Genomic DNA, 20,903 nt, shown 5'->3' with positions numbered 1-20,903 from the left:
AAAAAACCCGCTTGATAGCGGGTCGTGAGTTATAAACTGTCTTTTCTTTTGTGAGCGACTTGTATTAATAAATCTATTTGCGCATCTTGTTTTTTATTTATCTCTTTAAGGGCTTCAACTTGTTCATTTGCCCTTGTGCTAAACCGTATTAAATAAAAAATCACAATTAGATTTATCAACCAGCCGAATATTCCAAACACTACTACCAGTGGTTCCATAACGCCTCCTTTTCTTAAGGAAAGAGCGTATCGCCACATTGATGACATGTGAAGCAATTATTGTGTCGCAGCTGTAAGAGCAGCCTCAAGCCCTGCAAACGGGTCCTTCGGTGCTGATTGCTCATCACCACCCCAGCGCAGGATCGCATCGTCCAGCGGTACTTTTGCCCCCTGCGAGCCGTAGATGGCAGAGACGAGCTGGGCTGCCTGAATGTCACCACGGATATCGCCAACCGGACTTTGCCTGTCGTACTCAATCCACATCAGAAGCTCGCTTGCCGTCATATTCTGCCGAAGCTCTGAGAGCGTGCGCCCCATCCGGAGCGCAAGCGACATCAGAAACTTTACGCCGGGGGTTGAGACTTTTCCCGCGCTTCGTCCGCATTGTTGATCAGGTCAAGCGCCTGTTTGAGCAGGCGTGAATGGACGGGGCCGTAGATTTCACGCACCTGCTCTTCTTCGTCTACGCTGAATACCGGCTGCTTATCGGTGTCACACAGAACGTCAATGAAGAGCACCACGTCAGCGCAAAGATTACGGTGTGCCTTTTCCGATACCGACACATTTTCATCATCAGTACCCGCTTTCACCACCTCCTGCCAGCGCAGCCAGGCTTCACCTGACGGCTCACGCAGAACCACTTTGACGCCCTCCCACTCAGGAACGGCGACCGTCTTATGACGAAATCCCGACATCTTAGCCAGGGCGAGATTTTTAATATTCTTCATGCGACCTCTCAGGAGCCAGACTCGATGTTTTCAGGCTTACCTTTCAGGCGCAGGGAGAACGTTGCCGCAACTACGCCGTTGGTACCGGAAGACCAGGTGTGCTGGCGGATTTCAGCCAGGAACTTAAAGCCCTTGCCGGACGGGAAGATAACCTGGAAAGCGTAGGTCGTATCGTTGTCATACGCTTCACGCAAGGCGTCCTGCGCCGGGTTTTTGTAGAAGTTGCCGGACAGAGAGATTTCTGACGGAGAAGGCAGGCCGTTGATGTTCTCCTGCTCGGTAGAGCAAAGCGTGGTTACGTCGATATCCTGCTTCTGGCCACCAGTGAACTGAATTTCTTTGATGGTGCAACTCAGATCGAGGAAGGTTGCGGTATCCATCGTTTCTTTGGTGGCTGGCGCAGAGGAAATAAGGATCTTCGTCAGCTGCGATTTTTCATAAAGTGCAGACATAGCTGTCTCCTGGTAAAAGAAAACCCGCCATTAAGCGGGTTCGTTGGGTGAATGATTTATCAAGGTGTAACTTTAAAATCCAGGGTGGCACGGTATAGCCGATAATATGGCTCGTATCCGGGGATTTTTACCACCTCTGTAGGGTTTAACGACTTAAGCGAAGCAAGCGCCAAATCTCTCAGAGATCGTGATTCAGTGATCGTTGTGGCATACACATCGACCTGAACGGAAACCCTGCTCTCTGCCTGGCCACACATCACGTCAGCGGAAACATCATCGACGATGGAAAAGATAATCCAGGGTGGAGTGACCGACGGTTTCCCGTCACTACCTAATGGCGCAACATAGGGATATACCCGTCCTTCTGCCAGGGGAGAAAGCAAGGCGTAGATATTATCTTCATTCACTTGCTCAATACCTCATCAATAGCCTGACTCATCCTGGCAATGGCGACGCTGGCGGCCTCTTCCTCGCGCGTATCGTAAGCGGGTCGCACAAACGGATGTGCAGGCATGTTCGCGGTGCCCATTTCTACGAATCGCCAGTAAAAGGCGTTTCTCGGGTTATTCGCCTTCATCGTGTTATCGCTGTTGCCGGTGCGCGGGTTAACGCCACGAATATGGACGCCGGAAGAAATTTCCCCGCGGCGACGGCTTTTTTGGGTCACCACCACCACGTTTTTTTTCAGTTTCCCGGTGCGCACCGGTGCACGGGCGATCACTTCTTCCTTAAGCACTTCGGCGCCGGCGCGCGTGGCATCACGCAGAACCTTGTTGTTTTCAGCGCGGCTAAGCGCCTCCAGGTCTTTTGCTATGTCATTTAACCCAGAAAAATCGAGGCTCGTCTCAATCATTTTTCGGTCCCCTGTTTGCAAAGAATTTCAAGCTGGGTCCCTTTAGGGTCAGGTATGGGCGGCCCTACCACATTCAACGTTTGGCCCTTATATGGACCAGAGAGCACCTTCAACCTGGAGGTAGCATAAATACTCGATCCGCTTTTAAATCTCACCCATACCCTTATTGTTGCTTCAGCATGCTCAGCACCAGATGCCATCATTTCCCGCCCGCTTCTTCCTTTCACTTCAGCAGAGATGGTTTTCCCATCTTCCCATTTTTCAACCGGCTGGCCGGAAGGCGTTCTGGAGGTTGTGAAGTTCTGAATGGTGACCCTGTGCCGTAATCGTCCTGCCTGCATATCACCTCCTACGTGCCTGGTACTTTGCGGTGCTGTTCAAAAATTGATTTGACGCCGAACGGGATAGTATTAACGCTGTCGCCGCTCACAGGTTCCCTGTTTTCATACCAGTGCGACACCAGGAGCATCAGGGCCAGTTTGATATCATCTTCTATCACCAGTCCATCAGGATCGTCGTCTGGAACAGCGTTATCATAAAGACGGCAATTAGTCATTTTTTCCGCATGCTTCAGAGAGGCGTTGAGGTAGAGCGTTAACATCACATCTTCTGTGTCATCATCGCTGTCGATACGGCACTGGTAACGAAGCTCTTTTACAGAGGGCTTCATTTTCCCTCACCCCGCTTATTGCTGGTTTTAGGCTTAACTGGTGTTTCAATTTCAGGCTGTTCAGTGCCGTCGAGAATCCCCATCTGAGAAGCAACCTCAAGAGCACGGTCAGGAAGTGTGCCAGCCTCATATTCACCAGCAGGAATGTTTCTGACCTGAATGCCATCAGGTGACCATTTCAGGTCTTTTTTCAGCAGCATCATGACCTCCATAAGAATGGGGCCGAAGCCCCATCAGATTATGCGCCAGCACCGATCTGCAGCAGTTTGATGGCCTGAGAATCGGCCAGCATTCCGCCAGTACGTTTGGTGGTGTAGAAACCAACGAATGGTTTGTTGGTGTACGGGTCGCGGAGGATGCGGGTACCAATGCGATCAACGATGGTATAGCCGCGTTTAAAGTTACCGAACGCAATGGCTTTCGCATCAGCAGCGATATCCGGCATTTGCTCATTCTCAGCAACGCCATAACCCGCCAGAGAGGAAGGCTGGCCCAGCTCAAGGCCCGGACGCCAGAGATAGTTACCCTCTGAGTCCTTCAGAATGCGAACCGCAAACAGACTGTTGTTGTTCATCATGAACTTAGCGCCGTTGCGGTGCACCTTGCGCAGGGTGTAGACCAGCTTGATAATCGCATCGGCCGTCACACCCGCCGCCGCACCGGAAAGAATGTGCTGCAGGGTGCCAAAAGCACGGGTTTTATCGTCATCCAGAGAAGAGGCATAGGCCAGAAAGCCTTTCGGTTTTTTCGTACCGTTGCCGCTGGTGAAAGCGATTTCTTCCTGTTCGGAGAACTCAACCGCCAGTTCGCTGTTGATCCAGTCCTCTACATTGAAGAAGGCATCATCCAGCATCGTTTGGGTTGCCTGAGGGTTTCCGTAGATTTCACCCATGAACGGTTCAATCTGACCGAGTTTAGATGCAGCAGTCTCAGGGCGGGCATCAGTTTCACCAACCCAGCCGGAAGCCGTACCGCCGAGATTAACCAGTTTTTTATAGTTAGCGCCGCCGACTGTGATGGTTGTCGCCTCCTGGCGCATCACCACTTCATCTTTCAGAAGATTAAGGATCGTTCGATCCAGTTCTTCCGGCACGGCATAGCCACCATCTTCATCCACACCGACCTGCAGAGCTTTGCGTTCAAGTTCGCGCAGCCCGTCATCTTTACCCTTACGCATAAAGCCAATGAAAGCGGTTTTATGTTCGCTTGCGGCTTTGCTCTGAGGACCACCGGCTGGACGTTTAACCTGCTTCAGTTCCTCTTCCAGCGCAGATTTAAGCTCATCCAGTTCAGACAACTTGCCGTTTAAGGTTTCAACCTCCCCCGCTAACTTGCCCTTTTCCTGTTCAACTGCTTCCAGGCGCTTATCGTTCTTTTCTTTGAACGCATCAAACTTCGCCTGCAGTTCCTGCGCGACCTGCTCTACGTCTTTAACGTCAACTGACATAATTAACTCCTGATTAAAATTTGATGTTTTTAAGTGCATCCAGTGCGGTACTCACTTCATCAACATCACGCTGTGAAAGTGAGCTATAACCCCCGGCCATGAATGCTTTAGCCTGGGTGCGTGAGAGCCCAACATCGCGCAGGACTCGTTCAATACTTTTTTGAGAAGGGATTTCTCCGCGGGAAAATGCGCTTTTGACATCACTTACACGCGCTTCATCGTTCGACGGAAACGTGACGAGACTGACTTCCCACAGGTCGATCTCTTTGAGAAGGAACACGCCCTTAACACGGTCGTATTCCCAGTCTTTCAGCATGTAACCAATAGAAAGGCCGGTTAAAGAACCGGCCTTCATGTGGGCGTGTGCGCGTTTCGAAAGGGGATCGTCATCAATGAGTAACCGGCCTTTAACATAAAGGCCAACCTCATCCTCTTTCATCTCGGTGTAAATACCGATGGGTTCATCCATACGGTGCTGCCAGAGTAATGCAGGGAGAGCATTCTTTTCTTTCCATGCCTGAAGGGAGGCCGAAAAAGCGCCTGGCACAACAACATCATCGTAGCTGTCCTTTACGCCAAAAACAGAGCCATAGCCTTCAAACTCCCCGCTGTCGCTGACAGACTTTAGCTGTAGCGGAATATCCAGCCGCTGTTTAGTCATCGGCATTATGTTGTTCCTCGGTTGTTTTGTTCTTGCTGCTGTCTGACGGTTTCGTCGTCATGTTCATTGGCGTAAGGTAAATATCTCCGCCTGCGCGTGGGTTAAGTTCTTCAAGTTCCCGGCAGTCATTTGGTGAGTAAATACCCCAGTTAATGCCTGTTGAATACGCCTCAAATCGCGACTTCATATCCCCGCGCAGCAATGCGCCGGCATTGAATTTTGCGTAGTACACACCCTGCTTTGATTCCTTCACCAGCCCGATGTTGATTCGCTGCTCAATGCGGGTCATATACGGAACGAGTGAATAATTGATAAACCCCATGCCGAGGTTTTCAATATTGTTAAACGTCGAGCGGTCAGTGTTCTGCACCATGTGCATCGGCACACGGAACAGGCGGCATATTTCCTCCAGCTGGAATTTCCTGGTCTCAAGGAACTGACTGTCTTCCGCATTGAGCGCCATCGACTTCCAGTCCAGTCCCATTTCGAGAATCATTGGTCGGTGCGCGTTGCTCAGCCCGAGGTGACGGTCCTCAAAATCCTTTTTCAGCCTTGCGTAAGCAGCGTCAGTGAGCGTTTGCTCAGTGCGGAGTACGCCGGAGGTAACCGCGCCATTTGAGAACAACCGCGCCCCATGTTCCTCTGTTGCCATTCCCAGAGATATTGCTTCTCTTGCATAGGCTATAGGGTTCAGCCCCACCAGCCCGTCAAAGGTAAGCGTTCTGACATGCCAGATATCATCCTGCCCAAGCACGTCTGTTGAGCCATCGGGGAATGTTACCTGGTAAACCGGTTGCCACTGGCTGTTAAGCTTTGGTTCAACACACCCAGGGTCAATGGGAAGAAGCTCCACCACCTCGCCAAGCGCTTTAACTTTGTAGGCGTAAAAATTACCGCGAAGACAAAGACAGACAATGACCAGTTCCCAGAACTCCTGGGGGGTCATGTAATCATTTGGCTTCATCGTCAGTAATTTATGCAGCCTTTCGGAAGTCGCTTTTTGTTTACTGTTTCCGGTTATCTTGTACAGGTTACAGGGCAGCATGCCCATCGACTCAGCAAGAACACGGATGCAACCGAAAACCGCTGTAAGCCGCATGGCTTTCTGGCTGCTTACCCTTTTCCCTGTATAGGTGTCGTAAGTCATTCCCACTGCTTCAGCGAGTTCTGCCGCAGTAGTGACAGGGGCATCACTTTTTTTGAACATTCCGGGGAAAAACATCAGTCAGTCCCTCCTCGCAATGTTTTCCCGGCCAGCGAAAGCGTGCGGGAAACCAGCCATGACCAGATAAGGCAAAGCATACCGGCACTGATTAAACCTCCTGGCGGATAAATCATCCATACACCAAACGAAAGCAAAATAGCGCCCATCACCCCGATCAGCGGGGCGAGAATCATCAGGATCATAACTGCCTCTTTATAATGAACGGACGCCGTAACTTTCCAGATGGTCAGAGAGGCTGTCCTGTTGTTCGCCGCCGTTTACAAGCATGCGGCTCATTGCGGTAAACAAGGCGGCAGGCCCGTCTATTTTCGCTTCTGGCGTGGATTTGTTCGGAAAGATATTGTCGTTTTTGTCAGGTTTGACGGTGACATTAGACATCATCCAGTTCATTACAGGATGATTGCTGTGATGAAAACGCCCGCCGTAAACCAGCGATTCAACCTCTTTCATTGACTCAGAAAAGTTTCTGACCGTCTGCGGAACCTCCACCAGCGGCACGCCCTCTTCTGCCAGAGCCAGGCTAAACTGCGTTGCGCTCCACGGGTCGAATCCGGTTTCCTTCAGGTTTTCGCCACTAATCCATTCCAGAAAATCAGCTTTAATCTGCGCATGATCGATAACATCACCATCGGTCAGTTCCAGCTTCCCAAGCTCAGCCCATTTGCGATACATCTGCGCCATTTGAGCGGAACATTTTTCCAGCCGCCCTTCGGGTAACCAGAATTTAAAGTCTGCATGCGCGTGACCGTTGTCTGCCCGCCAGAGTTTTACTGCTGCGCAAATATCAATCTTGTGGGCCAGATCCACGCCAGCCCACATCGGGTAGGTTTTCAGCTCATGACGGGGGGCTATAAACTCACATTTTTCCCACTTGATCATGTCCATCCAGGCTGACTCAGCGGTCACCCAGATATTCATGTGTTTGGTGAAAAAGTTAACCCTGGCGGAAACTTGTTCTTTGGCCTTCTTAGCCAGACGGCGAAGGTCATCCCAGCGCTTACAGATTCCGAGTCCGGGGTTAGCCTTTTGCCACACCGTTTCATCAAACGGATCATCATCTTTATCCAGGGTGAAGATGATGGCGAAAAAGGTGTCATCCTTCACCGCGCCTTCCACTTCGCTGTTATAGCCACGCAGCACCTTAATGGCATAATCGCGCAGCTCGTAACAAATCCCTTCTTTGTTAAACCCGGCTGTCGTTATGCCAAACAGAAGAGACTGCAATCGTGCGCCGGTTGCAGTCTCCAGAACGTCCCAGACATCACGGGTTTTATGCGCATGAAGTTCGTCGACGATGCCACAATGGATGTTGAGACCATCAAGATTGTTGGCATCAGAAGATAGCGGTTCAAACTTGGATGCTGTCTGCTCCTGGTAGATCGCCAGTTTGTTGAATTCAAACAGTCGCCCCAGTGTGGGTTTCGCTTTTTTAACCATGTTTTTCGCATCTTCAAAAACGATGCGAGCCTGATCCCGCGTTGTCGCTGCGGAATAAACCTCTGCCCCGCCCTCACCATCGGCACCTGCCATATAAAGACCAACGCCAGAGGATAATGTCGATTTAGCATTTTTACGGGCAACTTCGTTATATGCCGTACGAAACCTGCGGACCATCACCGGACGACCGCTGCCATCATTACGCAGCACAACTTCGCCTGTTTCTTCATTTACCAGAGGTATAACAAAACCGAAGATGTTGATCAGAATGAAAACATGCCAGCCCATCAACTCAATCGGCTGGCCTGCCAGTGCTCCTTTAACATGAGGCACGAATTTATAGAAATTGAGGATGTGCTGTGCGCGGGGCTCGCTGAAATAGATGCCACGTTCTTCACCGTGCTTCAGATCATCCAGAAATCGCTGACAGGAAAGACGGACAAATTCACAGGCAATAACCTCCCCGGCAACGACGCGTTCGGCGTAACGTATGCCATCAGTAACTTTTGCCATCAGTCCCTCGAATTTAGAAATTGACTTAACAGATCATCATCGTCTGGTTTGTCTTTACTGACCTTAGACCTGCTGGAAGGAGTCATACCAAACTCCGCTAACATCGCGCGAAGTCGCTTCCAGGCATCAGCTTTCATCATGGCTGCCGGATGCGGCTTGATCATGCGTATTTCACGCTCTTTCCCTTCATCAGCATCATCATCGCTGTATACCGCATAGGTATAACCTTCCCGATCCAGCGTTTCACAATGATGGCGGTATTCCGTATATGCCTCTACCAGCAACTCCAGAGCCCTGGCATCCAGCTGAGATATGACGCCAATGGCATCAAGTTCTTCGGCCATCCGCTTAAACCAGTACTTCCCCTGCTTGTCGAAATGCTTGGGAACTGGGGGGACCCCTTTAGGTGGCTGCGGCTCGTTTTTGTTGATTGGTCGTTTGGAAGGGTTACCCCTCACCAAACGCAGATGGGTAGGGGTTTTCGGCGGTCCTGACATAATCGAAAACTCCTATTAATCATCGGCTGGGGGACCCCAAAAAAAGTTTTCTAACCTGCGGCGATGTGAAGAAAGGCTAGGCGGCGGTCCTTTGGGCGCCCGGTTACAGGGATTTGACCTCCCCCTCCCCTCCACATCCGTTGATGGTAATCATTATCATTTGAAGCGTTCACGCCCTGTTTTCGAGCGGTGGCAAGGCCAGCACAGGCTTTCAAGGTTCGAATCATCATCGGTACCCCCATGAGCCTTAGCCTTGATATGGTCAACGGTTGTGGCCGCGACAGCGCGTCCAGTACGCAGGCAGTTCTGACACAGATGGTTGTCACGCTTCAGGATACGGGCTCGTTTGATATCCCACTTACTACCGTAGCCACGCTCATGGCGACTCTTACCCTGCTGGTGCTGTTGCCAGCCCTCATTGCGATGCTGCTCACAGTAGCCTGAACGGTCAGTAGTCGTACCGGGACAACCTCTCTTGCGACATGCGCGAGGGATTAACGCTGGCATGGTTCAATCCTCACGGAACCGTAAAGCGTATGCCGCTTCACTTCACCATTCTCTGTCGTCATATAACCACGCTCATCAGGAACGGCTGCGATTACTTCGCCCTTCTCATCGTCAGCAGTGAAGACATGCTTAACCTCAATACCATCGAGAAAAACAGCGTATCGCTCTACAACGAGATTAATCTTCCTGCCGGGATCGTCATCTAATACAGTGAGACGCATATGACCTCCACAGGCTTCCTTAAGTGAATGAGATGCCAAAACTAACCAGCACGGCTTTCTTTTCCTCTATACGGCGATCAAGTTCAGCCACTGCATGTGGGCGAATAGCCTCAAGAAAGGCATTATCCTGATAGGTAGACTGGATTGTTACACCAAGCCCGGCACCGCTTTCCAGCATGCCTTTCTGTCGCTGTAGCTCTTTCATTTCGTTATAGATGCAATTCGCGTTACTTAGGTTCTCTACGTTCACGACCTGGCTCCTTCATGCAGTTAGCCTGCACTGATTTGTTGTGCGCCAGAATGTCCCGCTTCGTCTGCTTATCCAGCACGGCAATATCGTGCTCAGTGAGGTAGATGATGCTCACCCAGTCACAGGCCGTGTCCGTTACTTCAGGTTTTGCGGGTAAATTTTTCGCGCAACTCGCGATCAACATCGTCATCAGGAAGATGACTAACAGTCTGCTGTACATCCCTGGCTCCTTTTGTTGTTTCTACCCGGCGTTCGGCTACCGCTTCTGTAGCTGCTGCACGCTCTTCAGTGCGTTGCTGGTCCGCTTTTGTTTCTGCGATACTGGTACCGCGAGATTTACCCAGACCAAAGGCACCTGCAATTGCTGCCAGCGCGGCAACAATCAGGCCGATAATCATTTCAAGTCCCATAGTGACCTCACACCAGTGCGGCTTTAGCTTTGGCGTAACGTTCACGGCGGTCTTTAATGCCGTTCTGCCCGCCGTTAATAATCTGCGTGACGCGTTCCACATCCCCCGAATAGAGGAGACAACCGCGTAACGTGAAGTACCATGCCGCCGAACGGGCCGCGTGTCGCTCTTGCGTCAATAGTTCCGGAGTGCTCACAAGGTCAAGCTTCAGCGCCGTACCGCATTTGGTGTAGTTCTCACGACCAGTGATTTGCAGCAGGCCACGACCGCGATATTTCCAGCCATCACCCTGACTGTTATTCCCCATGCGGTCACCATAAACCAGATTGGCTATTTGTGGCTGGTGAGCGACCTGTTTACCATCGACACGCCCCAACATTTCGCACTGATACGTCGTCAGGCGCTTACCGAAGGTTTTCTTCAGCCCTTCAACCGAGTAGTTAAAGTTCTCTACCAGCGAGGTAAAGCCATTGGATTCATGCCCAACTTGTGCAATGAACATGGCCTGATCGTTAACTGCTGTGATTCCAAACTCTTTCATTGCAGCATCAATGTGCGGAAACCAGCGTGCAGAAAGTCCGGCGCTGATACCAGCCGCCTGCATAAATTGTGATTGGTTCATTATTGCCTCAGATGATCTACCAGACGTGCCACATTGCCTCTGACGGCGACCAGCACGGACAGGAAAATAATGTTGGCCCCGATAGTGGCCCACGATGAATAAGGGTAGATGCCACACAGATACGCCAACGGAACGGCGCTGTAGATGACAGTAAGCAGCCACGCTAAGCGAGATATCCATGGTCGATGTCGGGAATCACCGCGACGGTAAAACATCAGGGTTAGCACTACCCCAGCGCAAAGCAGCGCGTTGATTGTTGCCGATGGGTCATTTAGTACCACCTGAACCTCCCCGGCGCGTTATCAGCGCCACCAGCGAGCCGATATCCTGATTGTTCAGGAACGTCAGGATTTTGACGGCTAAAGCAGAAACGATTACGGCACCGATGGCATCCAGCGGTTTATCGCTATATCCCGTAAGAGCTGACAATTTAGCCCCAACTAACCCAGCGCAGAGCATTCCGGCAATATATGACACGATGAAATATGCCAATCGGCGTGAAGTGCTCAAATCAGCAGCTGATGCTATGTAGAAAACAGAACCAGCAAATGCACCGAACACAACGCCATAATCCGTTCCGGTTAACAGTCCGTAAACACTCGCCCCAGTTAAAGCGCCACCAGCTAAGCCTGTGCCGGTTATTGGTTCGGACATCTGTCCCCCTCAATTACTGTGAATCCTCTCAGAAACGAGGGGAAAGGGTTCAGGCCGCAAGCTCATGCGGTCACGGTTAATCTGCAGTTTTTAGCCTGGACCTGAAATGAAAAAACCCCGCCGATTGGCGAGGTTCTGAAATATTTAAGTTCGCGTCTAAGTGACCACTCTTAACAGCTTATTCATATTTTTACGTACGTAAACTATTTTTATGCAGCCGCAACAATTTTTCCTTCAGGAATAAATGACACCTCGACATCCATTTCAAGTTTCACTTCAAGCATCATCAGCATTCCTTCAATTATTCCTTCTCCCTTTTGTAGTTTTTTTCCTATATGACCATCAGAGCAATTATGCTTTTTTGCCAGCGACATGAATGTCATTCCGAACAGGTAATAGTCCACCAGCAAATCATGAAGCTCACTATTGCCTTTGTTCAGTCGGGCCATACAGCCACAGATAACCATCGCGTCATCATCACAGCACTGAACGCGGGATTTGGTCTTTGCTGGTATGAGTCCTTTAAAGCCAGCCGCAATATGAGCCCATGTAACGTCTTCACTGTTGTTTGCTGCCCAAGCGCCCCAGCGCTCCATTACCATTTGGATATTACGCTGCATGGTTCACCTCTTTTATCTGACCAGTAATCATTTCAATACTGTTGTTGCATTCGTTTCCCCAGCGGTCCCATCCGTTCCACTCTTCCCGAGCGAATATTTCGATTCTTTTCACATCACCGTATAATTGTTCCAGTCGGTTCCTTACTTCCCACGGCTTTGCGCTGTGTTCCCCAAGGCAGGTATGCACCACCTGTTTTACTGCTGCGCTGGCGCGTTGTAAGCCCGTTCCCCTGGTAGCAATCAGCACATCCTCTGTATTACTGCGGGTATGGTTGCCACCGTTCATGCGGGTTTCACGGTCCAGCATTTCAAGCAGATCGTTGAAGTCCACCAGCTCTCCAGCGCTCAATGCCTTATTGAAGCGATCAGCAGCGTTCTGGTTCAGCTTCACCCACGTAAAGCCTTTCATCGTTCTGACACGGAATCCCCATGATTCAGCCAGTTCTACAGCCTCGCGGTTATGGGTCCCGGTGTACCACATCGCCAGCACAGCGTTTTCAGCAGCCAGTGACCAGACGGGAAGGCGTTTAAGTTCTTCCATGCTTATCGTGCTGTAATGATTACAGGCCGCACCGTTGCTGATTCTGTTGCCGTATTCCCACGGTGGATCACAGTAGATAAGGTCGTATGTCATGCTGCCCTCTGCTTTTTCAGTTCGCGGGTTTTACGTCGGTAGGTAGCCGCAATATCTTCAAGCTCTTCTCGTGAGTAGTGCTTCGCCTCGTGTGGCCCTTCCAGCCATTCCACCAGCTCAGGACCAAACCATTCGATTAGTGTTGCTCTGTAACGCTCGTGTACCGTCTTGTTTTTAGCGGTAAAACGCCCAGCGCCACCGTTGCAGGCTTTGCACTGGCGATAGGCGTTCTTCTCTTCAAAACGCAGTTCAGGACGTGATCCAACACTGAGGAAGTGACCACAATCCCACTGGCCGCCGAAAATCATCGGAGGATGATATGTGCCGCAAGACGGGCAAGGCTTACCCTCATCGCGTTCGCGGATAAAAGCGTTAAACGCCGTTTGGGCCTTACTGACAAAGTACCCACGAGGCTGGAGTGCCTTCTTACGAATCTTCAGGCTGACCTTTCTCTCTGCTTCCGCCTTCCTGGCTTTCAGCGAACGGTTGTAGTCAATCGCACAGCGAGGGCAGCACACTTTCTGCAGATTACGATCTGGGGTGAATGTCTTTCCGCACTGAGCGCATACCTTGGGCTTGTACACCTTTAGCTTTTGTCTGGCTGGCTTCTTCACTGCTTCATCCCCCTGTGGAATACCCATTCGAATACCTCGGAGCCATTTAGCAGCAGATCGTTAAAGTCACCCTGCGCAGGCCAGCGGACGGATACAGTCTCCAGATCGTTCTTCGCATGCAGGTTGGCAGCAGCACATTCAAATGCGGCAGCATGCCCGGCTGCGTTAGAGTCAGCATCAGCAAAAATAATCAGGTTCTTTACCCCGACAGGAACGCGGAACTTCTTCATGAAAGCGGTGTTCATCGTTGCCCAGGTATGACACTTGGTTATCTGATGGCAGGCCAGAGCGGTTTCGATACCTTCAGCAATACCCAGCGTGGAGGATACTGGAAACATGCGGATAGCAACTGATTTAGCAAACTCCAGGTAACTATCTTCCTGCAGCTTCATCATCTTCTTGGCTGCGCCGCCTGTTTGCGCTTTCTTGTCCCCGTCAAGCAGAGTGCGGTGCAGGTAGCAAAGCTCGCCTTTATCGTCCGTCGCCAGCGCGTAAATAGCCTGGAGGTTTTTACCGTCTACCGGCTGTTTGTCGCAGAATCTGACGCTTTCGGCTGGAAGGGTGTTAAGCCCTCTCCCCTTCAGGTAACTGTCTGCACTGCTCCCACGCAGAGGGATGAGCTTTGCAAATTTACGGCTTACCTTCTCACGCTGCTGCGCCAGCGATGTGCGTACCGGGTTTACACTGGTACGGTCTGAGGTGTATTCATTGCCGATCAGCCTGTCTATCTCTGAGGCAAGAACCTTAAATTCTTTTCCTGTTTTTGCTGTCAGCAGCGCCCAGCCATCGCCTGAGCCACACACGCAGATGTATGACCCGGTACCGTTTTTATTGTCACAGCGGAATTTCCCCTTACGACCACACAGAGGACATTCCCCTTTAAGATGGTTTTTCCCGGTAATTCCAGGAAGGCCGTAGTGTTTGTATATCTCAGCCCAGCGACCAATTGCGGCTTGTTTAGTATTCATGCGGCTTCCCCTTGTTTCTCTTTACGCTTCGCGAAGGCGATCAGTTTTGATTTGATGAAATTCGTCACTTCAGGTGTGATTTGCTGCGGGGTGTGATGTAACCCTCTCGGCCATACACCGAATTTTTGGCGATAGGTATGCGCACACCATCCGTCACTGACAGGGCGTCCCTGTGCTGCGCGGGTGCGCTGATAGAAAAGAATCTGAGACCACCATGATTGCTTCTGCTCTGGGGTATATTTAACTTCCGCTTTGCTGACCTTTGTCAGTCCACGGGATTTGTCTGTTTCAACGTCTTCCCCGGCCAGCGGTTTAAACCCACATTTCGGGCAGATATAAATTCCGGCAGGTTTCACGTAATGGCACTGGCTGCACTCTTTCGGCAACTTCTCCGGCTCGTCGGTTTTGGTAACACGCTGCGGCGCTTCTTCCATGCCGTCAGATGACGAAGGTAGATAGTCGTATTCAATGTCATCTGGATAACCCAGCTTGTTGACTGTGCCGCTGTGGTCGAAGATGAGGCAGTGATCTTTGCCAGGGGCCGCGCGTAATCCACGCCCGAGCGTCTGAATCCAGCGAATTTCACTTTTAGTCGGTCGGGCAAAGATGATGCACCGAACATCACTGTCGAACCCGGCTACCAGTACACCAACGTTGATGATGATTTTGGTAATGCCCTGCTCGAAGCGACGAATAGTCAACTGACGTTCATCATGGGGGGTGCTTGCCGTCATGACTTCAACGGTAACCCCGGCGCGGGAAAACTCCATCGTGACATAGTTCGCATGGGCCACATCAACGCAGAAACAGATTGTTGGGCGATCCTGCCCGTTCTCCAGCCAGTTTTTCACGATGTCGCCAACCAGTTTGGCTTCACTCATAACCTTACTGAGCTGGCCTTCCTTGTAGTCGCTGCCATAACCTGCAACGTACGACGTTTCCACCTCAGAGAGATCGGGGTGTGATGGCGCGTAAAATTCGTATTTACTCAGTGCACCAATTGAGATCAGTTCCTTCATCGTTGTTGGCTTAATCAGACGCTGATAGTAGTTGCCCAGGAACTTGGCGAAAGGCGTACCGGAAAGACCGACCACCTTCGTTTTCGTGTTGCGGGTCAGGTTATCGATAACCTCCAGCAACTTTTTGCGCTTCAGGTGGGCTTCGTCAACAATCAGCAGGTCGATGTTGTCAGGGAATTCACGGCGAATGAGTGTATCGGCGCTGGCAATCTGAATAAGCGCTGTCGGGTTATATGACGGGTGATCACGCCAGACATAACTGATCTCTTCGCCAGGAAGACCATATTCCATGAATCGGGTGGCGGTCTGGTCAAGCAGTACCGTATACGGGGCCACGAACATTACGCGCATTTCGCGGCTGACAAAGCCATCAGTGATCAGCGCGGCAATAGCTGTTTTGCCGAAACCAACCGGGGCATAGAGCATGAACGAATTATTCTGCTTCCATGCACCGCGCAGCATGTTGAGCGCGACGATCTGTTTCTCGCGAGGCTGGATGTTAAGCATTGGTTGATACCTCCCCGAAAGCTTTAGCAACCAGATCGGCAATGACAAACTTCTCGCGCTGACGCTGAACGGACAACGTAACCGTTTTAGTACCGTCTTTACGCATGCGGCCTTTGAGAAAACCGCCGTGAATGTGACGAATAAAATATTCAGAGTTAGCCAGGCGCGGAATGCTGCGAACACGGCCAAGATTGCTGACTTCATAAGCTTTTGAATAAAGCTCAACTGGAACAGGGGCCCATTTTTCGTTAGCGGCTGAATAAATCATTTTATCTCCTTTTGGATGGCTAAACGTCTGGATTCCCAAACGACGTTTTAACCCCATACAGTGATCTATCTGTTAGATCGATCTCTTCTGGTAAAGCTGTTCCAGCCCTTCGGGCTAAAACCCAACACCGCCCCCTTTCCCCCAACCCAGTATCAAAAATTCATACCCTGGGTGGGAGCGAGGTATATCCCATGACCGCTGGGGTATATCTCGTGCAAAACTCTCGCAATCGGCGGTTTGCCGTTCGTCGCGCTGCGTTCTGCTGCCGGAAAGACACCGGTTCTGCGTCGAACGTCTCCTGGTACGCCTGCGCATACGCCATCGCGATTTTTTCCCGCATACCTGCCGGGAGTGTTGCTAACTGCTGTTTAATCCACGGGGCGTCCTCACGAGAAAAAACCGTGGGCATAGTCACGTGAAAATATTCGTCCTGATACATAAGCCCTCCTGCGTCACGTTTGTGAGCCGGGCATAGACTGATTAGTCTGGAGGTCTGGAAACCTCATCTGGGGCACAGAAGACCCGGAATAACAGCGTCAGGTGTTCCTGCCATTTGGTCATAACCTGATAGCTGTTCTCTTCAATCTGAGCGCGTTCAGCGGCGTCGATGACTCCGTCTGCTGTAGCTTTACGGATGTACTGAGAGTGCCTGCCGATCCACTCGATGGATTCCATCAGGCGCTGATTGATGTCGGCGTTATCAACATCATCAACATCTGCCAGCGGCACAAACAGACCGTTTGAGTTCCTGGCAACGGCATTTGCGATATGGTTTGATCCACCAGCCGCCTGCAAGACCATCGCCCATCCCAATGGGAAGATTTGATCGCCAGTAGTACGAAGTCGGTTATGCAGAGGATCGGTTGCAGGTGTTACGTCATCAGACTTGTACACACCAAGAATTTCTGCAGCTTCTTCATAGCCACCAGGTAAATCGGCGATAGTTCTTCTTATCGCGGCCACCAGCCATGCTGGCTGTTTTTCAACTTTCCACTCAGGTTGATTACCCACGACTCACCTCTTAATGCTGTGGTTACTTTCATGCTGCGGTTTTTTTATGATCAAGTTCAGGCCAAATCTTTTCCCAATCATCTGGGTGGAGGTTTTTCCTGCTAACTGAGCCGCCAGAATGCGTTTCGATAGAAACAGATAGAGCAGCTCCCAACTTTTGTTTTTTGCTTATGGCTTTACGCAAGTACTCAAGAGAGGTTTCACATCGTGATGCAAACTCTCTCTGTTTTTCGAGCGACAAAGCGTTTAGGTAATTTCTTAACGTTTCCATCACGCCTCCTGTGCTTGGAAAGAAAATATACCTTTAAGTAAACACAAGTCAATACCCAGGAGTCATTTACCTCAAAGTAAATTTAAGTAAGATGAAATCATGAAAACTGAAACGCCTGACATCTTCGAGTTACGACGCCTCAAACTTCAGGAGTTGGTAACTCGCTTTAAGACCCAAAGAGAGTTTGCTGAAAAGGCAGGACTTGATCCGACTGTTGTTTCTCGGATGCTTTACCCTGTTGGTAAACCTAATAAGCGGAATATTGGGGAGCAGGCTGCTAGGCAGATTGAGGATGCTTTGAAAATCAGCCGGGGATGGATGGATGGTCTTGGTCCAACTTCAAAAATGGATGTTGATGTACCCACTCACAAAGTCGACAATTATCGTGTAGAAGTTCTCGACCTTACTGTGAGTGCTGGTCCTGGATGTTTTATGCTCTCTGAATTTGTTGAGGTTCTACACGCCATTGAATTCACCACCGAGCACGCTCGTTCACTTTTCGGAAATCGTTCTCAGGAAGATGTAAAAGTGATGACTGTCGATGGCGACAGCATGTGCCCAACTATACAGTCTGGAGACAGGTTGTTTTTTGATGTTTCGGTAAGAAACTTCAAGGTAGATGGTGTTTATGCGTTCGTATTCGGACAGCACTTCCATGTGAAGCGCTTACAGATGCAGGGTTTGCAGCTTGCAGTTTTATCAGATAACCCGGTGTACAAAGACTGGTACGTAACTGAAGAAAACCAAGATCAATTGTACATAATGGGGAAAGCATTACTACATGAATCAATAGCTTACAATAAACTGTAATTTTAGATGTCGGAAGTTGAAACAGACTGAGCAATTTCTAAAAAACAAAATTTAACCCGGCCCCAGCGCCGGGTTTTTATTGTCCTTTTCTCACCATAGCAGCGGCATCCCGTAAAACACCTTTGTGGATCACATTACCCACAGCGCGACGCTTAGCCTCTAGGCTATCTACAATCGCATCTCGACTTATCACCACACCGTTGATTATCAACTCGACAACTGCACCGCCAATTTCGCCAGCGATGAATGCCGCACGGTCTTCTTCCAGCTCATCACGTTCCATATCAGGCCCTCTCTGTTGCTTTTCTGAGCATATCACGCATCTCCGAAATAAATAAATTCCAATTAAAAGCAATCAATTGCCATGTAAGTAAATAAAAATATACCTTTAGGTATTTACACAAAAATTACTCACGGGTATATTCAAATCATCATCAGCGAACAAACCGAAACCAATCACCATTGCAAACGGAGTTAGCTGAAGCAATACCGCACTTTGGGAGATTTCAGATGAGTGACTCAGGAAAAAGGTTTGAGTTTTTGGTGAATGGCGCTCCGTTGGCGCTGCTCAACACTGAGACTGCCGTAGCAGCAGACTATCTGTTGTTCCTGGAAGGAGTTATCAAAGCCCTCCTGAGTGATAGGGAGAGCCTCGAACGAGAAGCAAATAAAAGTGGCCGCACTATCAATGGGCACGGGTTTAGTTTTATCGGCTCAGTGAATATCCCACAAGTCTCGGATGAACAAATCAACCCTGATCTGTGAGGCGCGACCAACGGTTTTGATTATTTGCTTTCCGGTTTCGTCGTTAATTTCCATATCCCATTTTGGGTATTTTTCTCTCGGATATGCCTCGGCGAAAACAAGCTTAATGCGCTCCTTAATGTCTTCTTCGGTAAGGCTGCAACCAGAGTTCAGTAAGCAGCGCAATATGACATCTGATCTTGTCATGTGCAATTCCTTCGATGTTGTAGGGGCTTAGAAGGATACCACCGAGCCTGATGTGGTGAAAAGACAGGCAACGCTCTTTAACAATCAGCAAAGTCGGAACAGCACACCAAACCTGTTTAGACCCCTGCGCGTAAATGCGACGTATCACCGGGTGCGATCCGGTCGGTGAGAGGGTTAGCCACGTAATCATTCGTGCGTGAATGGGCAACACTGGCAGGGGAAGTTTGCAAGCGCAAAATGATTTATTCCAGCCCCTTCTGTATGAGGGGGTTGGGCTGAATCCACCAGTAGTAAGTAACGATTACGGAGATGATTATGTTGAAAAAACAACCTTCTGTATGTGCCGGAGACTATTCAGAGGAAGATATGTATGAGTGGATACAGCAAAAGGCAAAATCTATAGAGCAATTAAAATCTGCCCGCGCCAGTAAAGAATTCCTTCAGCGTGAATTGGACACTGTTGATAAGCTTATTTTAAGCCTGACCTCTGATGCTGCCCTGGAATATTCCACACATAAACAGGCAGCAACTCATCCTGACGTAGATGAGAGAACCTCGCGTGATGTTTCGGTGCTGATTTACCTGCTGGAGAAGCCTACAGGCGATGCTGCGAAGGATGCGGAAAACGCAGCGCTGGCTGATATGTACAGCACTGCATTGAAAAGTGGAAAAGTCGTTGGATTTATTTCTGATGACGCGCCAGGCGTTATTGAAGCCCGCAAGGCACTTGGACAAATTAGCTAGTTTTTTTCAGCATAATTTGAAGTTGCGCGTACAGGTTTTCCATATCCTCTTTCTTTATCAGCCAGCGAACATGTTCCTGCACTGAATATGGGTCTGTTTCACCTCGAATATTAGTATCGTAAACGAACCCATTCATTACCTTGCTTCCTTTAATTTCGCTGTCAGTGAATGTAATCCCAATTACACGCTTCATTCTTTGATCCTTCTTGGCTGTGTGAGAGAAACCAAGATACCACCGAGCCTGAAGTGGTGAAAAGACAGGCGTCTCATTAGCTAAACATAGTTCCCTTTGGGGTGTGGTGAATTGCAGTCCACCGAGACAAGCCGAAGATAAGCACCGGCCACCACACCACCAAAGTGAGCTAATCACTAATTTCTAATAGTTGCTGTGCCTTGGCGGTTATCTGGTCTTCAACCAACTAACCGGAGGATGAAGATAATGTTCTGACAGATAGCCGCCCTTTTTATTCAATGTGTCCGCTTCCGGTGTCGGCTGGGACTCCCTACCCAGCGCGGGCTCAACTCCTGCCGGATACCTAATCATATGGTGACTTATATGACCTTCCGTAACGTTAATTTTTACTACGGCGACCTGATGCGCGTCACTCGTGGTGTGCAGGCTGTTCGTAATCCAAAAACAATCGCTAATTTCTGGCGGCGTAGCTGGTTATGCAGGTTACTCACTCAAAAAGGCGATCCTCGTTTATAACTGGAGATAACTATGTCAGAAACAAAGAACACCACACCATTCAGCCAGCAACTGGCTTATATCAATAAAGGCACACTGGATGCTGAACTGACCGAAGCGCTGGCCGAAGTGATTAAAGCAGTCCGTGAGACTGGCAAGAAAGGTGCGGTTACGCTGACGCTCAATTGCGCCATGCTGAATACCCGTGATGAAAACACCATGAAGGTAACTCCAAAGGTCTCCCGTACCATTCCTGAACTTGACCGCGCTGATACCATCATGTTTGCAACCGCCGATGGCGATCTACTGCGTGACGATCCTGCGCAGACACAGCTTGATTTAAAGGTTATCGAACCTGCACCACAAACAGCACCTATCAAGCTGGCCCAGTAATACCCACCGAACCAACTATTCCAATCTGATAAGGAAATAT

At 49.9% G+C, this 20,903-nt stretch carries 37 protein-coding genes and 1 pseudogene; 5 read left to right on the top strand and 33 right to left on the bottom strand.

Translation table 11 applies throughout. The annotated features are described in order from the left end of the window. Nucleotides 1-29: 29 nt before the first annotated feature. From OGV71_RS13280 to OGV71_RS13125, 31 genes and pseudogenes are all read right to left on the bottom strand, one after another. Nucleotides 30-218 carry a YebO family protein gene (locus tag OGV71_RS13280; protein WP_059291502.1) on the bottom strand — a complete coding sequence of 63 codons (189 nt, stop codon included), beginning with the start codon at nt 216-218 and terminating at the stop codon, nt 30-32. Nucleotides 219-275: 57 nt separating this feature from the next. Next, on the bottom strand, nt 276-554 hold the full coding sequence (locus OGV71_RS13275; protein WP_023305929.1) for a phage tail assembly protein T: 279 nt from the start codon (nt 552-554) through the stop codon (nt 276-278). An 8-nt stretch (nt 555-562) separates the two neighbouring features. Next, complete coding sequence (locus OGV71_RS13270) at nt 563-946, bottom strand: phage tail assembly chaperone (protein WP_023330763.1); 384 nt, start codon at nt 944-946, stop codon at nt 563-565. A gap of 32 nt (nt 947-978) precedes the next feature. After that, a pseudogene (locus OGV71_RS13265) lies at nt 979-1,398 on the bottom strand (phage tail tube protein); the annotation flags it as partial. 59 nt (nt 1,399-1,457) lie between these two features. Next, on the bottom strand, nt 1,458-1,805 hold the full coding sequence (gene gp17 / locus OGV71_RS13260) for a tail completion protein gp17 (protein WP_032665935.1): 348 nt from the start codon (nt 1,803-1,805) through the stop codon (nt 1,458-1,460). After that, a complete protein-coding gene (locus OGV71_RS13255) occupies nt 1,802-2,251 on the bottom strand; it encodes an HK97-gp10 family putative phage morphogenesis protein (protein ID WP_032665934.1) in 450 nt (149 codons plus the stop codon). The genes gp17 and OGV71_RS13255 overlap by 4 nt, the downstream gene beginning before the upstream one ends. Next, entirely contained in the window at nt 2,248-2,592 is a 345-nt protein-coding gene (locus OGV71_RS13250) for a phage head closure protein (protein WP_044701262.1), read from the bottom strand. The genes OGV71_RS13255 and OGV71_RS13250 overlap by 4 nt, the downstream gene beginning before the upstream one ends. An 8-nt stretch (nt 2,593-2,600) precedes the next feature. Beyond that, the gene (locus OGV71_RS13245; RefSeq protein WP_044701266.1) at nt 2,601-2,921 is read right to left on the bottom strand and encodes a head-tail connector protein; all 321 of its coding nucleotides are present in this window, start codon (nt 2,919-2,921) and stop codon (nt 2,601-2,603) included. Then, nucleotides 2,918-3,124, bottom strand: coding sequence for a hypothetical protein (locus tag OGV71_RS13240; protein WP_064351955.1), 207 nt, complete (start codon nt 3,122-3,124; stop codon nt 2,918-2,920). The genes OGV71_RS13245 and OGV71_RS13240 overlap by 4 nt, the downstream gene beginning before the upstream one ends. A 35-nt stretch (nt 3,125-3,159) precedes the next feature. Then, nucleotides 3,160-4,368, bottom strand: a complete 1,209-nt coding sequence (locus OGV71_RS13235; protein ID WP_268046934.1) for a phage major capsid protein — start codon at nt 4,366-4,368, stop codon at nt 3,160-3,162. 13 nt (nt 4,369-4,381) lie between these two features. Beyond that, complete coding sequence (locus OGV71_RS13230; protein ID WP_016150486.1) at nt 4,382-5,035, bottom strand: HK97 family phage prohead protease; 654 nt, start codon at nt 5,033-5,035, stop codon at nt 4,382-4,384. Then, nucleotides 5,022-6,251, bottom strand: a complete 1,230-nt coding sequence (locus OGV71_RS13225) for a phage portal protein (protein WP_129256093.1) — start codon at nt 6,249-6,251, stop codon at nt 5,022-5,024. The genes OGV71_RS13230 and OGV71_RS13225 overlap by 14 nt, the downstream gene beginning before the upstream one ends. Next, a complete protein-coding gene (locus tag OGV71_RS13220) occupies nt 6,251-6,436 on the bottom strand; it encodes a hypothetical protein (RefSeq protein WP_008323320.1) in 186 nt (61 codons plus the stop codon). The genes OGV71_RS13225 and OGV71_RS13220 overlap by 1 nt, the downstream gene beginning before the upstream one ends. Before the next feature lie 10 nt (nt 6,437-6,446). Further along, nucleotides 6,447-8,204 carry a terminase large subunit gene (locus OGV71_RS13215; RefSeq protein WP_286533490.1) on the bottom strand — a complete coding sequence of 586 codons (1,758 nt, stop codon included), beginning with the start codon at nt 8,202-8,204 and terminating at the stop codon, nt 6,447-6,449. Next, nucleotides 8,204-8,701 carry a phage terminase small subunit P27 family gene (locus tag OGV71_RS13210; RefSeq protein WP_003841734.1) on the bottom strand — a complete coding sequence of 166 codons (498 nt, stop codon included), beginning with the start codon at nt 8,699-8,701 and terminating at the stop codon, nt 8,204-8,206. The genes OGV71_RS13215 and OGV71_RS13210 overlap by 1 nt, the downstream gene beginning before the upstream one ends. A gap of 156 nt (nt 8,702-8,857) precedes the next feature. Beyond that, complete coding sequence (locus OGV71_RS13205) at nt 8,858-9,208, bottom strand: HNH endonuclease (RefSeq protein WP_048217952.1); 351 nt, start codon at nt 9,206-9,208, stop codon at nt 8,858-8,860. Then, on the bottom strand, nt 9,196-9,429 hold the full coding sequence (locus OGV71_RS13200; protein ID WP_104651372.1) for a hypothetical protein: 234 nt from the start codon (nt 9,427-9,429) through the stop codon (nt 9,196-9,198). The genes OGV71_RS13205 and OGV71_RS13200 overlap by 13 nt, the downstream gene beginning before the upstream one ends. Before the next feature lie 19 nt (nt 9,430-9,448). After that, on the bottom strand, nt 9,449-9,679 hold the full coding sequence (locus OGV71_RS13195; RefSeq protein ID WP_104651373.1) for a hypothetical protein: 231 nt from the start codon (nt 9,677-9,679) through the stop codon (nt 9,449-9,451). Continuing rightward, nucleotides 9,657-9,863: a hypothetical protein gene (locus OGV71_RS13190; protein WP_104651374.1), complete on the bottom strand. Its 207-nt coding sequence runs from the start codon at nt 9,861-9,863 to the stop codon at nt 9,657-9,659. The genes OGV71_RS13195 and OGV71_RS13190 overlap by 23 nt, the downstream gene beginning before the upstream one ends. Then, nucleotides 9,820-10,089 carry a hypothetical protein gene (locus tag OGV71_RS13185; protein ID WP_104651375.1) on the bottom strand — a complete coding sequence of 90 codons (270 nt, stop codon included), beginning with the start codon at nt 10,087-10,089 and terminating at the stop codon, nt 9,820-9,822. The genes OGV71_RS13190 and OGV71_RS13185 overlap by 44 nt, the downstream gene beginning before the upstream one ends. Before the next feature lie 7 nt (nt 10,090-10,096). After that, a complete protein-coding gene (locus OGV71_RS13180; RefSeq protein ID WP_181500232.1) occupies nt 10,097-10,711 on the bottom strand; it encodes a glycoside hydrolase family 19 protein in 615 nt (204 codons plus the stop codon). After that, nucleotides 10,711-10,992: a phage holin family protein gene (locus tag OGV71_RS13175; RefSeq protein WP_072161075.1), complete on the bottom strand. Its 282-nt coding sequence runs from the start codon at nt 10,990-10,992 to the stop codon at nt 10,711-10,713. Before OGV71_RS13175 ends, OGV71_RS13180 begins: the two co-directional genes overlap by 1 nt. Beyond that, complete coding sequence (locus OGV71_RS13170) at nt 10,979-11,365, bottom strand: phage holin family protein (RefSeq protein ID WP_001294158.1); 387 nt, start codon at nt 11,363-11,365, stop codon at nt 10,979-10,981. Before OGV71_RS13170 ends, OGV71_RS13175 begins: the two co-directional genes overlap by 14 nt. Nucleotides 11,366-11,574: 209 nt before the next feature. Continuing rightward, nucleotides 11,575-11,985, bottom strand: coding sequence for an antiterminator Q family protein (locus tag OGV71_RS13165; RefSeq protein ID WP_088731892.1), 411 nt, complete (start codon nt 11,983-11,985; stop codon nt 11,575-11,577). Further along, nucleotides 11,975-12,619: an MT-A70 family methyltransferase gene (locus OGV71_RS13160; RefSeq protein WP_286533479.1), complete on the bottom strand. Its 645-nt coding sequence runs from the start codon at nt 12,617-12,619 to the stop codon at nt 11,975-11,977. The genes OGV71_RS13165 and OGV71_RS13160 overlap by 11 nt, the downstream gene beginning before the upstream one ends. After that, nucleotides 12,616-13,260, bottom strand: a complete 645-nt coding sequence (locus OGV71_RS13155; protein WP_275150329.1) for a recombination protein NinG — start codon at nt 13,258-13,260, stop codon at nt 12,616-12,618. Before OGV71_RS13155 ends, OGV71_RS13160 begins: the two co-directional genes overlap by 4 nt. Then, nucleotides 13,230-14,201 carry a DUF7146 domain-containing protein gene (locus OGV71_RS13150; protein ID WP_286533474.1) on the bottom strand — a complete coding sequence of 324 codons (972 nt, stop codon included), beginning with the start codon at nt 14,199-14,201 and terminating at the stop codon, nt 13,230-13,232. The genes OGV71_RS13155 and OGV71_RS13150 overlap by 31 nt, the downstream gene beginning before the upstream one ends. After that, nucleotides 14,198-15,727, bottom strand: a complete 1,530-nt coding sequence (locus OGV71_RS13145; RefSeq protein WP_181633369.1) for a DEAD/DEAH box helicase — start codon at nt 15,725-15,727, stop codon at nt 14,198-14,200. The genes OGV71_RS13150 and OGV71_RS13145 overlap by 4 nt, the downstream gene beginning before the upstream one ends. Then, on the bottom strand, nt 15,720-15,995 hold the full coding sequence (locus tag OGV71_RS13140) for an NUMOD4 domain-containing protein (protein WP_106777614.1): 276 nt from the start codon (nt 15,993-15,995) through the stop codon (nt 15,720-15,722). The genes OGV71_RS13145 and OGV71_RS13140 overlap by 8 nt, the downstream gene beginning before the upstream one ends. Nucleotides 15,996-16,475: 480 nt before the next feature. Continuing rightward, nucleotides 16,476-17,006 (bottom strand): YmfL family putative regulatory protein, encoded by a 531-nt coding sequence (locus tag OGV71_RS13130; RefSeq protein WP_000528109.1) that lies wholly within the window; start codon nt 17,004-17,006, stop codon nt 16,476-16,478. A gap of 28 nt (nt 17,007-17,034) precedes the next feature. After that, nucleotides 17,035-17,277, bottom strand: coding sequence for a transcriptional regulator (locus tag OGV71_RS13125; RefSeq protein ID WP_086529501.1), 243 nt, complete (start codon nt 17,275-17,277; stop codon nt 17,035-17,037). A 99-nt stretch (nt 17,278-17,376) separates the two neighbouring features. Here OGV71_RS13125 and OGV71_RS13120 point away from each other — a divergent pair, with 99 nt between their 5' ends. Beyond that, complete coding sequence (locus OGV71_RS13120) at nt 17,377-18,087, top strand: LexA family transcriptional regulator (RefSeq protein WP_086529502.1); 711 nt, start codon at nt 17,377-17,379, stop codon at nt 18,085-18,087. Nucleotides 18,088-18,163: 76 nt separating this feature from the next. Here the strand turns inward: OGV71_RS13120 and OGV71_RS13115 are convergent, their stop codons facing one another. Further along, entirely contained in the window at nt 18,164-18,370 is a 207-nt protein-coding gene (locus OGV71_RS13115) for a hypothetical protein (RefSeq protein WP_086529503.1), read from the bottom strand. Nucleotides 18,371-18,597: 227 nt separating this feature from the next. Here OGV71_RS13115 and OGV71_RS13110 point away from each other — a divergent pair, with 227 nt between their 5' ends. Together OGV71_RS13110 and OGV71_RS13105 are read left to right on the top strand one after the other, a co-directional pair. Beyond that, nucleotides 18,598-18,852: a hypothetical protein gene (locus tag OGV71_RS13110; protein ID WP_286497061.1), complete on the top strand. Its 255-nt coding sequence runs from the start codon at nt 18,598-18,600 to the stop codon at nt 18,850-18,852. 501 nt (nt 18,853-19,353) lie between these two features. Beyond that, a complete protein-coding gene (locus OGV71_RS13105; RefSeq protein ID WP_286533467.1) occupies nt 19,354-19,782 on the top strand; it encodes a hypothetical protein in 429 nt (142 codons plus the stop codon). On the opposite strand, the gene OGV71_RS13100 is transcribed toward OGV71_RS13105, so the two are convergent. Beyond that, the gene (locus tag OGV71_RS13100; RefSeq protein WP_191604262.1) at nt 19,775-19,975 is read right to left on the bottom strand and encodes a hypothetical protein; all 201 of its coding nucleotides are present in this window, start codon (nt 19,973-19,975) and stop codon (nt 19,775-19,777) included. The two genes, OGV71_RS13105 and OGV71_RS13100, sit on opposite strands and share 8 nt — an antisense overlap. Before the next feature lie 363 nt (nt 19,976-20,338). Between OGV71_RS13100 and OGV71_RS13095 the strand changes: the two genes are divergently transcribed. Continuing rightward, nucleotides 20,339-20,491 (top strand): hypothetical protein, encoded by a 153-nt coding sequence (locus OGV71_RS13095; RefSeq protein ID WP_162875782.1) that lies wholly within the window; start codon nt 20,339-20,341, stop codon nt 20,489-20,491. A gap of 12 nt (nt 20,492-20,503) precedes the next feature. Continuing rightward, the gene (locus OGV71_RS13090) at nt 20,504-20,863 is read left to right on the top strand and encodes a YfdP family phage-associated protein (protein ID WP_096846331.1); all 360 of its coding nucleotides are present in this window, start codon (nt 20,504-20,506) and stop codon (nt 20,861-20,863) included. Nucleotides 20,864-20,903: the final 40 nt, after the last annotated feature.

The sequence above is a fragment of the Citrobacter sp. Cf088 genome (assembly GCF_030334295.1).
GTDB lineage: Bacteria > Pseudomonadota > Gammaproteobacteria > Enterobacterales > Enterobacteriaceae > Citrobacter > Citrobacter freundii.
Note: the sequence above shows the minus strand (reverse complement) of the source record. Positions and strands in the feature narration are given on the sequence as shown.

Coding starts and splice junctions, on each gene's coding strand:
- OGV71_RS13280 (WP_059291502.1), bottom strand. CDS start 218: ATGGAACCACTGGTAGTAGTGTTTGGAATATTCGGCTGGTTGATAAAT.
- OGV71_RS13275 (WP_023305929.1), bottom strand. CDS start 554: ATGTCGCTTGCGCTCCGGATGGGGCGCACGCTCTCAGAGCTTCGGCAG.
- OGV71_RS13270 (WP_023330763.1), bottom strand. CDS start 946: ATGAAGAATATTAAAAATCTCGCCCTGGCTAAGATGTCGGGATTTCGT.
- OGV71_RS13255 (WP_032665934.1), bottom strand. CDS start 2,251: ATGATTGAGACGAGCCTCGATTTTTCTGGGTTAAATGACATAGCAAAA.
- OGV71_RS13250 (WP_044701262.1), bottom strand. CDS start 2,592: ATGCAGGCAGGACGATTACGGCACAGGGTCACCATTCAGAACTTCACA.
- OGV71_RS13245 (WP_044701266.1), bottom strand. CDS start 2,921: ATGAAGCCCTCTGTAAAAGAGCTTCGTTACCAGTGCCGTATCGACAGC.
- OGV71_RS13240 (WP_064351955.1), bottom strand. CDS start 3,124: ATGATGCTGCTGAAAAAAGACCTGAAATGGTCACCTGATGGCATTCAG.
- OGV71_RS13235 (WP_268046934.1), bottom strand. CDS start 4,368: ATGTCAGTTGACGTTAAAGACGTAGAGCAGGTCGCGCAGGAACTGCAG.
- OGV71_RS13230 (WP_016150486.1), bottom strand. CDS start 5,035: ATGCCGATGACTAAACAGCGGCTGGATATTCCGCTACAGCTAAAGTCT.
- OGV71_RS13225 (WP_129256093.1), bottom strand. CDS start 6,251: ATGTTTTTCCCCGGAATGTTCAAAAAAAGTGATGCCCCTGTCACTACT.
- OGV71_RS13220 (WP_008323320.1), bottom strand. CDS start 6,436: ATGATCCTGATGATTCTCGCCCCGCTGATCGGGGTGATGGGCGCTATT.
- OGV71_RS13215 (WP_286533490.1), bottom strand. CDS start 8,204: ATGGCAAAAGTTACTGATGGCATACGTTACGCCGAACGCGTCGTTGCC.
- OGV71_RS13210 (WP_003841734.1), bottom strand. CDS start 8,701: ATGTCAGGACCGCCGAAAACCCCTACCCATCTGCGTTTGGTGAGGGGT.
- OGV71_RS13205 (WP_048217952.1), bottom strand. CDS start 9,208: ATGCCAGCGTTAATCCCTCGCGCATGTCGCAAGAGAGGTTGTCCCGGT.
- OGV71_RS13200 (WP_104651372.1), bottom strand. CDS start 9,429: ATGCGTCTCACTGTATTAGATGACGATCCCGGCAGGAAGATTAATCTC.
- OGV71_RS13190 (WP_104651374.1), bottom strand. CDS start 9,863: ATGTTGATCGCGAGTTGCGCGAAAAATTTACCCGCAAAACCTGAAGTA.
- OGV71_RS13185 (WP_104651375.1), bottom strand. CDS start 10,089: ATGGGACTTGAAATGATTATCGGCCTGATTGTTGCCGCGCTGGCAGCA.
- OGV71_RS13180 (WP_181500232.1), bottom strand. CDS start 10,711: ATGAACCAATCACAATTTATGCAGGCGGCTGGTATCAGCGCCGGACTT.
- OGV71_RS13170 (WP_001294158.1), bottom strand. CDS start 11,365: ATGTCCGAACCAATAACCGGCACAGGCTTAGCTGGTGGCGCTTTAACT.
- OGV71_RS13165 (WP_088731892.1), bottom strand. CDS start 11,985: ATGCAGCGTAATATCCAAATGGTAATGGAGCGCTGGGGCGCTTGGGCA.
- OGV71_RS13160 (WP_286533479.1), bottom strand. CDS start 12,619: ATGACATACGACCTTATCTACTGTGATCCACCGTGGGAATACGGCAAC.
- OGV71_RS13155 (WP_275150329.1), bottom strand. CDS start 13,260: ATGGGTATTCCACAGGGGGATGAAGCAGTGAAGAAGCCAGCCAGACAA.
- OGV71_RS13150 (WP_286533474.1), bottom strand. CDS start 14,201: ATGAATACTAAACAAGCCGCAATTGGTCGCTGGGCTGAGATATACAAA.
- OGV71_RS13145 (WP_181633369.1), bottom strand. CDS start 15,727: ATGCTTAACATCCAGCCTCGCGAGAAACAGATCGTCGCGCTCAACATG.
- OGV71_RS13140 (WP_106777614.1), bottom strand. CDS start 15,995: ATGATTTATTCAGCCGCTAACGAAAAATGGGCCCCTGTTCCAGTTGAG.
- OGV71_RS13125 (WP_086529501.1), bottom strand. CDS start 17,277: ATGGAAACGTTAAGAAATTACCTAAACGCTTTGTCGCTCGAAAAACAG.
- OGV71_RS13120 (WP_086529502.1), top strand. CDS start 17,377: ATGAAAACTGAAACGCCTGACATCTTCGAGTTACGACGCCTCAAACTT.
- OGV71_RS13115 (WP_086529503.1), bottom strand. CDS start 18,370: ATGGAACGTGATGAGCTGGAAGAAGACCGTGCGGCATTCATCGCTGGC.
- OGV71_RS13110 (WP_286497061.1), top strand. CDS start 18,598: ATGAGTGACTCAGGAAAAAGGTTTGAGTTTTTGGTGAATGGCGCTCCG.
- OGV71_RS13105 (WP_286533467.1), top strand. CDS start 19,354: ATGTTGAAAAAACAACCTTCTGTATGTGCCGGAGACTATTCAGAGGAA.
- OGV71_RS13100 (WP_191604262.1), bottom strand. CDS start 19,975: ATGAAGCGTGTAATTGGGATTACATTCACTGACAGCGAAATTAAAGGA.
- OGV71_RS13095 (WP_162875782.1), top strand. CDS start 20,339: ATGACCTTCCGTAACGTTAATTTTTACTACGGCGACCTGATGCGCGTC.
- OGV71_RS13090 (WP_096846331.1), top strand. CDS start 20,504: ATGTCAGAAACAAAGAACACCACACCATTCAGCCAGCAACTGGCTTAT.